General features: G+C 58.7%; 15 protein-coding genes and 1 pseudogene. 9 read left to right on the top strand and 7 right to left on the bottom strand.

Annotated features, from left to right (window positions below; translation table 11 throughout):
• Positions 1 to 111: 111 nt before the first annotated feature.
• The 3 genes and pseudogenes from QRN31_RS11235 to QRN31_RS11245 all read left to right on the top strand — a co-directional run bounded on the left by QRN31_RS11235 (position 112) and on the right by QRN31_RS11245 (position 1,968).
• Positions 112 to 684 (top strand): cytochrome b, encoded by a 573-nt coding sequence (locus QRN31_RS11235; RefSeq protein ID WP_285432040.1) that lies wholly within the window; start codon positions 112 to 114, stop codon positions 682 to 684.
• Between the two features lie 454 nt (positions 685 to 1,138).
• Positions 1,139 to 1,498, top strand: a pseudogene (locus tag QRN31_RS11240) (DUF6124 family protein).
• A 221-nt stretch (positions 1,499 to 1,719) separates the two neighbouring features.
• Positions 1,720 to 1,968: a hypothetical protein gene (locus tag QRN31_RS11245; RefSeq protein WP_285432095.1), complete on the top strand. Its 249-nt coding sequence runs from the start codon at positions 1,720 to 1,722 to the stop codon at positions 1,966 to 1,968.
• Between the two features lie 66 nt (positions 1,969 to 2,034).
• Here QRN31_RS11245 and QRN31_RS11250 read toward each other — a convergent pair whose 3' ends face one another.
• Positions 2,035 to 2,595 (bottom strand): lipid-binding SYLF domain-containing protein, encoded by a 561-nt coding sequence (locus tag QRN31_RS11250; protein ID WP_285432041.1) that lies wholly within the window; start codon positions 2,593 to 2,595, stop codon positions 2,035 to 2,037.
• A gap of 226 nt (positions 2,596 to 2,821) precedes the next feature.
• Positions 2,822 to 3,274 carry a winged helix-turn-helix transcriptional regulator gene (locus QRN31_RS11255; protein ID WP_285432042.1) on the bottom strand — a complete coding sequence of 151 codons (453 nt, stop codon included), beginning with the start codon at positions 3,272 to 3,274 and terminating at the stop codon, positions 2,822 to 2,824.
• A gap of 125 nt (positions 3,275 to 3,399) precedes the next feature.
• Between QRN31_RS11255 and QRN31_RS11260 the strand changes: the two genes are divergently transcribed.
• The 5 genes from QRN31_RS11260 (at position 3,400) to QRN31_RS11280 (ending at position 7,356) form a co-directional block, all read left to right on the top strand.
• The gene (locus tag QRN31_RS11260; RefSeq protein ID WP_285432043.1) at positions 3,400 to 4,032 is read left to right on the top strand and encodes a class I SAM-dependent methyltransferase; all 633 of its coding nucleotides are present in this window, start codon (positions 3,400 to 3,402) and stop codon (positions 4,030 to 4,032) included.
• Positions 4,033 to 4,466: 434 nt separating this feature from the next.
• The gene (locus tag QRN31_RS11265; protein WP_285432044.1) at positions 4,467 to 5,102 is read left to right on the top strand and encodes an NADPH-dependent F420 reductase; all 636 of its coding nucleotides are present in this window, start codon (positions 4,467 to 4,469) and stop codon (positions 5,100 to 5,102) included.
• Positions 5,103 to 5,149: 47 nt separating this feature from the next.
• A complete protein-coding gene (locus QRN31_RS11270; protein WP_285432045.1) occupies positions 5,150 to 6,115 on the top strand; it encodes an SDR family oxidoreductase in 966 nt (321 codons plus the stop codon).
• Between the two features lie 113 nt (positions 6,116 to 6,228).
• The gene (locus tag QRN31_RS11275) at positions 6,229 to 6,849 is read left to right on the top strand and encodes an NADPH-dependent F420 reductase (RefSeq protein WP_285432046.1); all 621 of its coding nucleotides are present in this window, start codon (positions 6,229 to 6,231) and stop codon (positions 6,847 to 6,849) included.
• A gap of 90 nt (positions 6,850 to 6,939) precedes the next feature.
• Positions 6,940 to 7,356, top strand: coding sequence for a nuclear transport factor 2 family protein (locus QRN31_RS11280; protein ID WP_285432047.1), 417 nt, complete (start codon positions 6,940 to 6,942; stop codon positions 7,354 to 7,356).
• Positions 7,357 to 7,699: 343 nt separating this feature from the next.
• Here the strand turns inward: QRN31_RS11280 and QRN31_RS11285 are convergent, their stop codons facing one another.
• Positions 7,700 to 8,464, bottom strand: coding sequence for an SDR family oxidoreductase (locus tag QRN31_RS11285; protein ID WP_285432048.1), 765 nt, complete (start codon positions 8,462 to 8,464; stop codon positions 7,700 to 7,702).
• Between the two features lie 97 nt (positions 8,465 to 8,561).
• On the opposite strand from QRN31_RS11285, the gene QRN31_RS11290 reads away from it, so the two are divergent.
• Entirely contained in the window at positions 8,562 to 9,503 is a 942-nt protein-coding gene (locus QRN31_RS11290) for a LysR family transcriptional regulator (protein WP_502942471.1), read from the top strand.
• 353 nt (positions 9,504 to 9,856) lie between these two features.
• On the opposite strand, the gene QRN31_RS11295 is transcribed toward QRN31_RS11290, so the two are convergent.
• The 4 genes from QRN31_RS11295 to QRN31_RS11310 all read right to left on the bottom strand — a co-directional run bounded on the left by QRN31_RS11295 (position 9,857) and on the right by QRN31_RS11310 (position 13,816).
• Positions 9,857 to 10,855, bottom strand: a complete 999-nt coding sequence (locus tag QRN31_RS11295; RefSeq protein WP_285432050.1) for an NADP-dependent oxidoreductase — start codon at positions 10,853 to 10,855, stop codon at positions 9,857 to 9,859.
• A gap of 67 nt (positions 10,856 to 10,922) precedes the next feature.
• Positions 10,923 to 11,792 carry an alpha/beta fold hydrolase gene (locus QRN31_RS11300; RefSeq protein ID WP_285432051.1) on the bottom strand — a complete coding sequence of 290 codons (870 nt, stop codon included), beginning with the start codon at positions 11,790 to 11,792 and terminating at the stop codon, positions 10,923 to 10,925.
• An 82-nt stretch (positions 11,793 to 11,874) separates the two neighbouring features.
• Positions 11,875 to 12,663, bottom strand: a complete 789-nt coding sequence (locus tag QRN31_RS11305; protein ID WP_285432052.1) for an SDR family NAD(P)-dependent oxidoreductase — start codon at positions 12,661 to 12,663, stop codon at positions 11,875 to 11,877.
• A 52-nt stretch (positions 12,664 to 12,715) separates the two neighbouring features.
• Positions 12,716 to 13,816 (bottom strand): alkene reductase, encoded by a 1,101-nt coding sequence (locus QRN31_RS11310; protein ID WP_285432053.1) that lies wholly within the window; start codon positions 13,814 to 13,816, stop codon positions 12,716 to 12,718.
• Positions 13,817 to 13,840 lie beyond the last annotated feature (24 nt).

Raw genomic sequence — 13,840 nt, forward strand, 5'->3', positions numbered from 1 at the left:
CAGATTGCCTTAAGACTTCGCGGGCAGGGTGTCGCCCTTCGGTGCGGTAACCCACCGGACCCGGACGCACGAATGACTCGGCAGCCGGCAATGACGTTTTTGAGGCCCTTTATGACCCGCGATTCAGTGACACATCGGTATGGAAAACTCTCGATCACCCTGCACTGGCTGATGCTGGCGCTGTTCGTTGGCGTGTATGCCTGCATCGAGATCAAGGGGCTGCTGCCAAGAGGAGGCGCGTTGAGGGGCTTGTTTTTGGGGCTGCACGGCTTGTTCGGGCTGAGCATTTTTGCGCTGGTGTGGGTGCGTTTGCTTGGGCGCCTGACGCCTCGGCCTCCGATCACGCCGTCACTGCCCAAATGGCAGATGGGGATTTCGCACCTGATGCACTTCGCCTTGTACGGGCTGATGATCGCCACGCCATTATTGGCCTGGCTGCTGCTCTCGGCAGAAGGCAAGCCGATGCCTTATTTCGAGTTCTACCTGCCATCGCTGGTGGCGGTCGATCCGGACCAGGCCAAGCTTTTCAAGCATTGGCACGAACTGCTTGGCAGCGCCGGTTACTGGTTGATCGGCTTGCACGCGGCGGCGGGGCTGTTCCATCACTATTGGGTCCGCGATAACACCCTGACCCGCATGCTGCCGGGCCGATCCGCCGATGTCGTCAATCAGCGTCAGCGCTGATTGCAGATCCGCTGCCGTACCGCTTCTGTGGGAGCGAGCTTGCTCGCGATGGCGTCAGCCCCGACGCCATCGATTTCAGACTGGAAACTGTCGCCCGACGTTTGATGACTTAAACAGATTTCAAAGCGCCTGTTTAAAGACACCCGGTGTTACGTCCCAAGGGCTACAACGTCTTGCGTCGTTACCTACGCGTACGCCAGAATCCGCCGGCTTGTGCGTCTGTGAGGTGGGCTATATCGTTTCTCGGTCACTGAAAAACAGTGATCGGGTTTGGTAGCCCGGTTTCGTATCACGGCGCATAGCATCACCTTTTTTGGTGGCCATGCGCGGGGTCCTTTCGAGGGCGCCGGGAACTGATACGACCGGTCTACCAACCCGCGTATGGCCGCCACCTTCGTTTGGTAGCGAGCGTGATGGCTCCCTTTTAAATAAACTCGTATCAGGAGTTTTATCCATGACCAAACCCACACCCAACCCACCGGATACCGATCCGGCATCTCCCTACGAATCCGTCGACTCCTAGAAATTCCACGACGCCGAGCGTGCCCTCGATCACTACTTCAACCCCGGCGCCCACATCATGGCCGCAGCCAACGAGCCCGAGCGCATGTTCCTCGTCAATCCCAAGTACGACACCGAATCCCTGCTGGCCAACGCCAGCGAATCACTGGGCTCGGCCACCACCATGCTCAGCAACTTCGCGGCGTTGCTGGACCACTCACGCCGCAAGACCCTGCTGGGGATTACGCAGGTGGTGATGCTGGGGGAATTGGCGGTGAATCAGGCGTTGGACCAGGTTGAAGTGAAGGAGTAGGGGGCCAAACCCTCTGTGGCGAACGGGTCGTTCGTCGTCACAGAGGGGCGAGTCAATCGACAACCGAATCCATTGGATTTCAGCTGTCAGGTATCGGTGCATCAGCCAAAGCCTGTCTCGACGCCTCGAAAAAATTTGAACCGCTCCTGGACGCGCTCGCCTAATGATCAGCTTGTGGAGAATTGCACAGGCATTTTGCCAATACCGGCACACTCCAAGAGGTGGTCAACGTGGCTAAAGATGAGAAAAAAAGCAAAGGTGAAGCTTCAAACGCCAGCAAGGATTTGAAGGACAAAAAGTCTTCATCGACAAAGAAATCAGCTGCGGCCTCGGCTCTTTCGAAATCTTCCGATAAGAAAGACAAGAAGAAAGATGCCGAGCCAAAGAAATCTGCAAAAAAAGCTGATAGCAAACCAGAAAAGGCTAAGAAATCAGAGAAGGCAGAAAAGCCGGCGAAGAAGAAAAAGTAACTAAAAAGGGGCGGATTTATTTTCCTGAAAATAAATCCGCCCCCTTACTTTTCAGCGGAACCGGTTTTAACGCTTGATCAGCGAAATCTTGGTGCCTTCGATGCTGATCCCCGCCATCAACCCTTGCTGATCGAAGATAAACGCATACGCGTCGTCCTTCAGCGTCGAGCTGGACAGGTTCTTCGCAACCCCTTCATCAACCACCACAACCGTCGGTCCTACGCCGATTTCCCAACCCTTGGTTTCAGCGACATATTTCACGGCTTTGTCGGTCATCAGGAAAACCACATAGCCATACGACTGGGCGCCTGCCTGTAGCCCCCATGAGCCGCTGACTGAGTTGTAGTAATTCTCTACTTTCTCGCCTTTCATCAACACGCCTTCGCCATAGCTGCCACCGAATACCAGGCCTGCCTTGATGATTTTCGGGAAGACAAGCACAGCCTTGGCTTTTTGCGAGATCGTTTCAGAGAAGGGATTGGACTTGTAGAGCGTATGTAACGCTAGCCGGGATTCGGCATTCAGATCTTCGGCGGTGGCCGCACCCGCTGTGTTGAGGAAACTCGCCGAGGCCAGTGATGCCACTGCGAGGAAGATCGACAGGAAGAAGCGCATTGATTGAGTCATTTGCGTACTCCGACAAGGGAGCATTGGATCAAAGCAGCAGTCCGCGCCTGCGTTGGACAGAACCGAACTCTCTGAACGTTATCCGCCGCACCCTAAAGTGTGTGATTGGCAAGCGTCGCGCTTGAATCGAGCAGACTGAGGGCCTTTGATCAATCGCGATGCCATCACTTGTTGTGACCACTGGCTGAGGGCCAAGGTTCGTTGTCAGGGGCGCTTGCCGTCTAACTCATCCCTTGCTCTCAGGAAACATGCAGCCGCCACTGCGGACCAGCGCCTTCAACTCTTCGCTCACCTGCGTGGGGTTTTCACTTAATCGAGTAACGAACTCCTCAAGGTCCCGTGCGTACGACATCGAATCGTGCTTCGCGCTCCAAAGGACGATGTTGAGCACGATGGGAATGAGGTCCAGGCCTTTCTCTGTCAGCGTATAGAAATCCTTGCGTCTGTCGTCGGGGTTGGGGGCCTTCGAGAGAACGCCTTGCCCTTCAAGAAAGGCGAGGCGGGACGCAAGGACATTGGACGCGATGCCTTCTTCCGATTTCAGGAACTGGCCATACGTCTTCTTACCCGCAAAAACGATGTCGCGAATGATCAAGAGCGACCAGCGGTCGCCGAAGATCTCCACGCCATAGTTCACTGCGCAATGGGACCGAATGTCTTCTTTAGATGTGGTTTTCATGGCGGGATCTTAACATCGCTTGCATGGTGCAAGTAAATTCCTGTTATTCGCTTGCGTTTTGCAAGTGAGGCGACCAGCATGATTAGGACATTGAGCGCGAATACCCAGCCGTAAAGGAGATTCCCATGTACGACACAACCAAGTTATCCGAGTTACTCCGGTTCGCACGCGTCGATGCAGGCTCCACCGTCATCGACGTTTACCCAGGCGACGGCGACTGGACCCGTCTGTTCTCCGACACCGTGGGACCAAAAGGACGGGTCTACAGCTTCGTGCCGGCCGAAGTCGCCCACTTCAAGAACGATCCGCTCGGCAGCATGCAGACGCTCGCGAAGGAGGCGGGCCGGGAGAACGTCGAAGCCGTCTGCGCCGACCTCACCGCGATGCCGGAGGTCACGCAACCGGCGGATGTCCTGTGGCTGCACCTGTTCTACCACGATCTCCACACCGCGCTGATGCAGGCGAGGGGCGCTACGGCCGCCGACTTCAATCGAGCCGTCTATGAGCGGCTGAAGCCTGGTGGCTCCTACGTCATCATCGACCACGCCGCCGCCACCGGGGCGGGCGCGAGCGATGCCCAATCGCTGCATCGGATTGAGCCCGCATCCGTTCGCGAGGAGGTGGAAGCGGCCGGCTTCGTACTGGACGCGCAAAGCACTTTGCTCGGGAACAAGGACGATCCGCACTCGATCAAGGTGTTCGATCCCGCCATCAAGGGCGAGACTGATCGCTTCGCCTATCGGTTCGTGAAGCCCTGACAGGTCACGACGCCGTCTTCATGGGAAGGGGTCGGTAGTAGCAGTCGACCGGGTGGCTCGGACAGGGCCATTCTGGTCGCGAGTTTCTGCCTCGGGAAAGATACATCCGTCATTGCGGACCAGCGCCTTCACCTCTTCGTTGACCTGCCTGGGGCTTCGACTTAGTCGAGCCACCACCCCCCTATGATCAAGGGCGACCACCGGTCGCCGAAGATCTCCACGCCATCGTTCACTGCGCAATGGAACCGAATGTCTTCTTTAGATATTGATTTCATGGGCGATTTTTAACATTGCTTGCATCGAGCAAGTAAATTTCCGAAACTCACTTGCGTTTTGCAAGTGAAAAGATCAGCATGGCTCGTAGGTTGAACGCAGTCGCCGGATCACGCCGGCAGTCCTTGAATGGTCAACCCATCTCTGTAAGGAAACTGCACATGAGCACTATCAGCATCATCGGCTCAGGTGGCATGGCCGCAGCGATCGGCGGCCTTGCCGCCAAAGCCGGACATATCGTCGAGGTGATGAGTCGTGACGCCGCCAAGGCGCGGGCATTGGCCGAGCAGATCGGAGCCGGCGCGACGACAGGAGCGTTCGGCGCCGCCCCGGCAGGGGATATTGTGATCCTGGCGGTTCCGTATTCAGCCGTTCTCGACGTGGTGAAACAGTACGGCGAAGAGTTGGCAGGCAAGCTTCTTGTCGACATCACCAATCCCGTCGCCCCTGACTTCAAAAGCTTTGTGACCCCTGAGGACAGTTTCGGCGCGCAGGAAATCGCCAAGGTCGCGCCAGCCGACGCCGAAGTCATCAAGGCGTTCAACACCCATTTCTCCCACGTCCTGGCTGCTGGTCCTGTCGAGGGCCACTCGCTGGACGTGTTCATCGCTGGAGACGGCGCGCAGGCAAAGGCACGCGTCTCGGCATTCATAGAGAGCCTCGGACTGCGTCCGATGGACGTCGGGCCGCTGCTCATGGCGCGAACGCTGGAGCACGCCTGCCTGCTTTCGCTCGGCCTCATTGCCCACTCCGTCAAGCACTCCCACTTCTCAATCGGCGTCAGCCTTCTCGGCTGAGTGCACCCGCAGCACCCTTTTTTATCTCACTGACAAGGAACACCAACATGCGCGTTTTCGTTACTGGCGGGACCGGCCATTCCGGTCCGTACATCATTTCCGACCTCATCGCTGCCGGCCACGAGGTCACCGCTTTGGCACGTTCGGACAGTTCGGCGCAGGCGCTCACTGCGCTCGGCGCAAAGGTGCGTCGCGGTGATCTCGATGATCTCGAAGGGCTCAAGGAGGCGGCTGCAGCCGCCGACGGCGTAATCCACGTCGCGCACCGACAAGATCTGCTAGCGGTCGGCGGGATCGACGCTGTTGCCGCAGCGGAGGTTCAGATCATGCTCGCATACGGTGATGCGCTGGCTGGAACGGGAAAGCCGCTGGTCGTGTCGGGCAGCATCGGTTCGCCGACTAACGAGGGTTGGCCGGTTCCTGGGCCGCTCCAGAGCCGACCGGCAACCGAGGAGGACCCGGCTCTTTCTCCGGCTGGCGATCAATACAAGGGCTCCCTGCGGGTTCGGAACATCGTGGAGTTGACTGTAATCGGTCTGGCAGAGCGGGGCGTGCGGTCTTCGGTCGTGCGCATTTCTGAAATCATGCACAGCTCAACCGACAAGGCCGGTTTCCTTCAGGTCCTCATCGGGCAAGCAAAGGAAAAGGGCGTCGTTGGCTACCCCGGCGACGGCTCCAACCGGTGGGCGGCAGTGCATGCCCGCGACCTCGCTACCCTGTTTCGCCTGGCGCTGGAGAAGGGGCCCGCTGGCAGATCCTGGCATGCGGTTGCTGAAGGGGCGATCCCGTACCGCGAGATCGCGCAGGCCATTGGCAGCCGTCTGAACCTTCCCGTCGTACCCATTCCTGCGGACGTAATGATGGGGCCGGGTTTCTTCGGTTTCCTCGCGAATTTGGTGACGCTGGATACCCCGGCGTCGAGCGATATCACGCGCCAGATGCTCGGCTGGACACCAACGCAGCCCGGCCTGTTTGCCGATATGGACAATGGTCACTACTTCCCTGTCGCCTGAGTGAGCTGAGGCTGTTCGCCGGGTCGCAACGAGCCCGGCACCCACGGAATATTAACCGGGGGAAGCCCGTTCAGAGACGGCGGGCAATACCCCAACGCATTTGGAGATTACACATGAGCACTATCAGCATCATCGGTTCAGGAGGCATGGCCGCGGCCATCGCCGGTCGTGCCGCCAAAGCAGGACACACCGTCGAGGTGGTCAGCCGCGACCCCGCCAAGGCGCAGGCGCTGGTCGAAAAGCTCGCAGCCGGAGCGACCACAGGAACCTATGGGGCCGCGCCCGCCGGCGACATCGTCATCCTCGCCGTGCCGTACACCGGAGCGGCGTCGGTGGTGGCCGAGTACGGGGACGCGCTCGACGGCAAGGTGATCATCGACATCACCAACACGGCCTCGCCGGACCTCACGGGCCTCGTTTCTCCCGCCGGCAGTTCTGGTGCGCAAGAGATCGCCAGGATCGCCCCCGCCAGCGCGCATGTCGTGAAGGCATTCAACACCCTTTTCGGCCACGTCCTTGCCAAGGGAGGCCCCCTCGACGCGTTCATCGCCGCCGACGATTTGGAGGCCAAGGCGCGCGTTTCGACGTTCATCGAAAGTCTCGGGCTACGACCGTTGGATGTCGGTGGCCTGCACATGGCCCAGACGCTTGAGGCGCTCGGCCTGATGATGATCGGCCTGGCCAAAAACGGCGCCGGCACTTGGGACATCGCCTTGAACGTCGATATCGGTTGAGTCTCCGACACCACGCCCTTCACCGGCAGGTTCACAAGGTTTCTGATCAGAACGGACGCGATCAGATACGAGAGAAACGGAGAGATTTCGATGAACACACAAAAGAATGTCCAGGTTGTTAAGGACTTCTTCATAGCAATGGGCCGCAGCGACAGGCAAGGTCTGCAGGCGCTGACTTCCGAAGATATTGAATGGATCATTCCGGGCGAGGACTGGCCGCTGGCTGGCACGCATCGCGGGCACGCGGGATTGGCAGATCTGCTTCAGAAGGCTTCCGAAAAGATGGAAACATCCGTCATGGAGTTCCACGAATACGTGGCGCAGGGAGATCGGGTTCTGGTCCTCGGCTTCGCCAGGGGGAGAATCAAAGCCACGAATAAAACGTGGGAGGACGATTGGGTCTTCGCCATTACCGTGCGAAATGGAAAGCTGACGAACATCCGGGAGTATATCGATACGCAAGCACTGGCGTGGGCTTCCGAGATGGGCGCGGGCTCCAGGCTCTGACCATCGAGATCGATACCACACGACATTATTCCCCAAGTCGGTGAATACGTTTGAACGGCGGCAAAGTTTTGTGCGAAGCGCCAAACAGCAGGTAACTCATTACGCGGAGGATTGATGATGCTGAACAACAAAGAAATCATCAGAGAACTGTACGCAACCGGGGGAGTGGTGCGGGGAGCCGCATCAACGTCGAGGACGCTCATCCATTTCCTGTTGCTGCCTCTGACGCAGTAAGCACCAAACGAAAGCCCCCTGAATCGAGAAACTCAGGGGCTTTCGTTTAACCGGATACTCGTCTTGAGAGCGCCTGGTTCTGACACGGACTCAATGAGGGACCGGTCACTCAGACCAGCCGAGCGCCGCCGTCGATGTTCAGTGTGGCGCCGTTCATGAACGTGTTGGTCATCAGGAAAACAGTTGCGGCGCCTGCTTCAGTGGCGGTGCCCACGCGATGCAGCGGCAGCGACTGCTCCCATGCGCTGACGTAGGCATCGCGACCCTCGCCCAAGGCTTTGCTAAAAATGGGGGTGTTGATCGGTCCTGGGGACAGCGTATTGACACGAATGGGCGCCAGCTCCAGGGCCAGGCCACGTGCCAACGCCTCCATTGCTGCCGACGCGGCAGCGAGTACGGCAGTGCCATGAGCATTGGGCCGGTCGGCCAAACAGCCAGAGATAAAGGTGATGGAGCCGTCCTTGGACAAACGATCCCCGAGAGCGCGGATGGCGTGCACAGAAGCCCACATCCGCTCTTCAAACGCCCGACGCAGGTAATCGATTTCAGCGTCCATAATCTTGCCTGCCACAAATGTGCCGGCGAGTAGTACCAGATGATCCACGTGCGGGATTTCTGCCAAGGCGGCGTAGATGGCTTCGCTGTGGGTGACATCAGCGGCACGCCAGCCGGCGAGTCCGTGTTTCAGAGCCGCTTGCTCGGCACGCTCGGCATTGGAACCGATCACCGTTACGGATGCCCCGGCGGCTTTGGCTTGAATCGCGGCCGCTAAACCGATGCCGGACGTGCCGCCGAAAATCACCACGGTTTGGCCTTCCAGTTGGGCGGGAAGCGCTTGGGCAAATGCGGTTTGGGTAACAGGGGAATGGCTCATGGTTTATCTCCTTGAACGCCTTGGTGGCGCCGACGGGTAAACACTAAAGGCTCGAGCCAATATTGATAATTAGGGCATATGTCGCTTTACTAGTGCCATGAAGGAACAAATAGGGTTGGACCGCCTGACCGGTCTTATTGCCTTTGCCCGCGCTGCCTCTTTGGGCAGCTATACCGCTGCAGCGCGCGATTTATCAGTATCGCCGTCCGCCATCAGCAAGAGCGTGCAACGCTTGGAGCAGCATTTCGGGCTGAGTTTGTTCAGCCGCACCACCCGTTCGCTAACCCTGACAGTTGAAGGACGGGATCTGTACGAACGGGCGCTGCGGATTCTGCGCGAGGTGGAGGACATCGAGCAGGCCGCAACGGCCTCGCGCGCTGAGCCCTCCGGTACCTTGAAAGTCACAGCGCCACCGCCAATCGGGCTGAACATATTGGCGCCGGCGATTCCCAGGTTTCGCGAGCGCTACCCCAAGCTCACCATCGACCTGCGCCTGGGCGATCAGTTTGCGGACATCGTTGAACAAGGCATCGATGTGGCCGTGCGCGTGGGCAATCTGGCCGACTCACGGCTTATCTCTCGTACGCTGGGACCGCATCGACTTTGCGCTTTTGCCTCGCCAGCCTATCTGGCCAAACGCGGCACGCCGCTGGAACTCAGCGATCTGGCCGACCATGACTGCGTGAATTTTCGCTACCAGAGTTCGGGCCAAGCGCTGCGCTGGCCATTCAGCGTGGGGGACCGAATGGTGGAGTTAGCGCCTGACGCATCCATCGTCATCGACGCGAGCGATGCGGTGGCTGCGGTACTTGCAGCGGGCGGTGGCATTGGCATTTCGCCCACCTATGTCGCGGCGCCCTATGTCGCTCGGGGAGAACTGAAGCCGCTATTTCCACAGTTCGCGGCCGACCGTTCCTCCATCACGGCCTTGTGGCCAGAAAGCCGCCGGGGAAGCCCGAACGTTAAGGCGTTTGTGGGTTTTCTGAACGAGCTGTTTCCCACACCTACCGCATGGGACGAGATTGTCGCGAAGGGGTAGGCGTCGGTTTTCTTTTTTTCCAAATATAAACGTCCGTTCTGGCCGAAAACGATCAGTGGTGAGAGTCCGTTTTCGGCCAGAAGCGGTCATCCGATACTGCCACTCTCAGATAACGAGTTGGCGATTGCGGTAGTTGGAGCTAGCCATGCTCGCCGCCCCATCCATGCAACCCGTTTCGTCCTACTGCTCAAGCATCAAACTGCGCCAAACGATCACTGGCGGTTCAACAGACACAACGTCCGGTTGCAGCTCCTCCTGCTTGTGCAACTCTGGCGAAGTCACCCTGGATGATGACTGCTGAAGCGGCAAACGTTGCGCAGCCGGTGCGGTCGACTCATCGATAGGCGGCGTCTTCATTTGATCGTAACAACGACCTTGCCCTTGGCTCGTCCCTGTTCGACGTACTTCAATGCCTCTGCTGTAGATTCAAAAGTGAAGGAGCGATCAATCACAGGTTTGATGATTCCGGCCTCAATGAGCGCGGTGATCTGTTGCAGTTGAGCGCCATTGGCCCGCATGAACACAAACCTGTAGCCAACGTTCTTTTTACGCGCCTTGTGTCGAATGCCCAGGCTCAGCAGACGCATGACTTGCTTCAATGGCCAGGACAACCCTTGCTCCTGCGCGAACAGCGCAGTGGGTGGTCCTGAGATGGAAATGAGCTGGCCACCGGGCTTGAGGACCTTGAGTGATTTCTCCAGCACGTCGGCGCCGAGGCTGTTCAACACCACGTCGTAATCGTGCAAGGCACTTTCGAAGTTCTGCTGTGTGTAGTCGATCACCAGGTCGGCCCCCAACGCCTTCACCCACTCGACATTGGCGGTGCTGGTGGTGGTCGCGACAAAGGCGCCGAGGTGTTTGGCAAGCTGGATGGCAAGGGTGCCGACGCCACCAGAGCCTGCGTGAATCAGCACTTTCTGGCCTTTTTTCAATTGGGCTGCTTCGACCAGCACTTGCCAGGCGGTCAGTGCGACCAAGGGGATGGAAGCCGCTTGCGCCATGTCGATATTGGCAGGTTTCAGGGCGATCGCGTTTTCGTTCACTGCTATCAATTGAGCAAACGTCCCGATCCGCGTTTCGGGCGGGCGAGCGTAAACGTTGTCCCCCCGTTTGAAGCGTTTCACTTGCGAGCCAACCTCAACCACGACGCCCGCCAGATCATTGCCCAGTACCAGCGGAAATGAATAGGGCAGGATCAGTTTGAATTCACCTTTGCGGATCTTCGAATCCAGCAGGTTGACGCTGCTGGCGTGAACCTCAATCAATACGTCGTGGGCGCCCACGTTAGGGACGGGCACTTCGCCAATGCGCCCGGTGTTCTTGCCATAGCGATCAATTAGAAATGCCTTCATCGTGGTGCGGCTCTTGTCGGTTGTGAGGAGGGTAGCCGGTGCGTTGCGATGTTGCGGTGCCGCGTTGTCAGGCATCGAGGAACGCCAGTGCCTTGGCCACAAAATCAGCGTAGTGCTGGAAAATGCCGCCGTGGCCGGCATCTTTGTAAATCACCAGTTGTGCGTTGGGGATACGCTTGGCCAGCTCAGACGAGTTAACGCTGGGCACCATGATGTCGTTATCGCCGTTGACGATCAGCGTCGGCATCCGCAAGCGCCCGAGGTTTTGAGGTGACTGCTTGCCCCACGCAGTGATGGCCTTCAACTGCCGCAGGAAAGCGCTGGGCGTCGGGCCTTTGTCGCGATTTTTTTTTCGTGCTTTCAGGCGCTGTAAATACTGCGAGGCGGCTCGACGGCCATTGGTCGTCGACGTGAAGAACAGGTAGAACTTGGGATCGCGCAGGGTCAGCAAACCTTTGAGCATCAATGGCCACGACACCGAGCCGACCTTGTCGATACCGGTGCCGCCGGCCGGCCCGGTGCCGGTGAGAATCAAGCGGCGCACCAATTCTGGCGCTTTCAGGGCAATGTCTTGAGCAACAAAACCACCCAGTGAAAAACCGAGCACATCGACGGTCTCGAAACCCAGCGCGCGAATCAGTTGAATGGCATCGTCTGCCATTTCACCGACAGCCAGTGGCGCAGTTCCACCAGAGCCGCCGATACCGCGATAGTCGGTAGTAATGACGCGTCGTGTTTGTGCAAGGCCATCAATGATCGCGGGATCGAAGTTGTCCAGCACCGCTCCCCAATGGTTGAACAGCACGAGGGGCAAGCCGATCGTGGGGCCGATGTCGCGATAGGCGAAGCGAACGCCGTTGACCGTGATTGACTGGTTCGCCGCGTTGATGAACGACGTCGGCGAGCCAGCGTGGTTATTTGTAAGGGGTGGATTCATTTCTACTCCGGACAGCGAGCCGGATTCGATGTTATGCCTTGCGCCAACATCGAATCCGGCGCGAATGCTCGCTACCACAAGATCACTGTTGGATTTGGTAGCGCTGGGCAACCGCAGCCTGGCGGATTTGCCCCAGCAGTCCCTGGCGTGCGCTCTGCAGGTCATCCCAGCGTTCAGCTTCGTGCAGAGGCGGAATCGTCACCGGTTCGCGACGGTCGAAACCGACCAGTGCGGCATCTACCAGATCGTCCACTTCCATGATTTCGTTCAAGGTGTTGATGTCGATGCCGGAGCGATCCCAGATCTCCGTGCGGGTGGCGGCCGGCAGCACGGCCTGCACGTAGACGCCCAGAGGCGAAAGTTCCAGGCTCAGGCCCTGGGAAAGGAACAGCACAAATGCCTTGGTCGCACCGTAGACCGACATGCCGAACTCAGGAGCAAGACCCACCACCGAACCGATGTTGATGATCGCGCCTTTGCCTGCTTTGGCCAGGCGTGGGGCAATGGCGCTGGCCAGGCGCACCAGCGCTGTGGTGTTGAGGGCAACCAGCTGCGCGACGCTGTCGGTGCTTTGGTCGATAAAGTTACCGGATAGCGCGGCGCCAGCGTTATTGACGAGGATGCCGATACGGGCGTCTTCACGCAGGCGGGTTTCAACGCTTGTCAGATCGCCGAGTTGGGTCAGGTCCGCCGGAATCACTTCGATAGTGACGCCGTGTTCGTTGCGCAATTGGGCTGCAAGTGCGTCCAAACGTGCCTGGTCGCGGGCAACAAGGACCAGATCGTGGCCGCGTTGCGCGAAGCGCTCGGCGTAGACGGCGCCAATGCCGGTGGAAGCGCCAGTAATGAGAACAACGGGGCGAGTGCTCATGGGTTATCTCTCTTTCAGGATGTGTGAAACAGAAAGCGCGATCACTGATCGCTCAGTTTGCGGTGGCGCTCGATTCAGCCAACGTCGGGTAGTCGATGTAGCCGGCTGCACCGCCGCCATAGAGCGTGGCGGGATTGAAGGCGGACAACGGCGCGCCACTTTTGAGGCGCTCTACCAGATCTGGATTGCCAATGAACGGGCGACCGAATGCGATCAGATCGGCCTGGTCTTCGGCGAGCCTTGAAGTTGCCAGGTCCAGGTCATAGCCATTGTTGGCGATGTAGGTGTTTTTGAAGCGCTGGCGCAGGGCGCCGAAATCGAATGGCGCCACGTCACGCGAGCCACCGGTCGCACCTTCGACCACGTGTAGATAAACCACGCCGAGGGCGTCGAGTTGCCCGACGACGTAATCGAATTGCGCCTGCGGGGCACTGCTCGATACGCCATTGGCCGGCGACACCGGAGACAAGCGCACACCTGTGCGATCCGCGCCGATTTGATTGACGACTGCCGCCGTCACTTCGAGCAACAGACGCGCACGATTTTCAATCGAGCCGCCGTAAGCATCGGTACGCAAATTGGCGCTGTCCTTGAGAAATTGATCCAGCAAATAGCCGTTTGCGCCGTGAATCTCCACGCCGTCGAATCCGGCGGCGACAGCGTTTGCCGCGGCCTGGCGGAAATTGGAGACGATCCCTGGCAGTTCGTTGATGTCCAGCGCCCGCGGCTTGGAGACGTCTTCAAAACGATTGTTGACGAATACTTTGGTGGCTGCGCGCAGCGCAGAAGGGGCTACGGGGGCGACGCCGTTTTCTTGCAGATCAACGTGCGACACGCGGCCGACATGCCACAGTTGCAGAAAGATTTTTCCGCCCTTGGCATGGACGGCATCGGTCACTGTGCGCCAGCCGTCTATTTGCGCCTGCGTGTAGATCCCGGGGGTGTCCTGATAGCCCTGGCCTTGCTGTGAAATCTGCGTGGCTTCGCTGATCAGCAAGCCTGCGCTGGCGCGTTGGCTGTAATAAGTGGCCGCGAACTCGCTGGGGACAAAGCCGTGACCGGCGCGGTTACGTGTCAGCGGCGCGAGGACGACGCGGTTCGACAGCGTGAGGGCGCCAAGTGCGTAAGGGGTGAACAGATTTTGGTCGGTCATCTGGTATGTCTTCCGTGCCCGTTG

The organism is Pseudomonas sp. fls2-241-R2A-110 (assembly GCF_030209165.1).
Taxonomy (GTDB): Bacteria; Pseudomonadota; Gammaproteobacteria; order Pseudomonadales; family Pseudomonadaceae; genus Aquipseudomonas.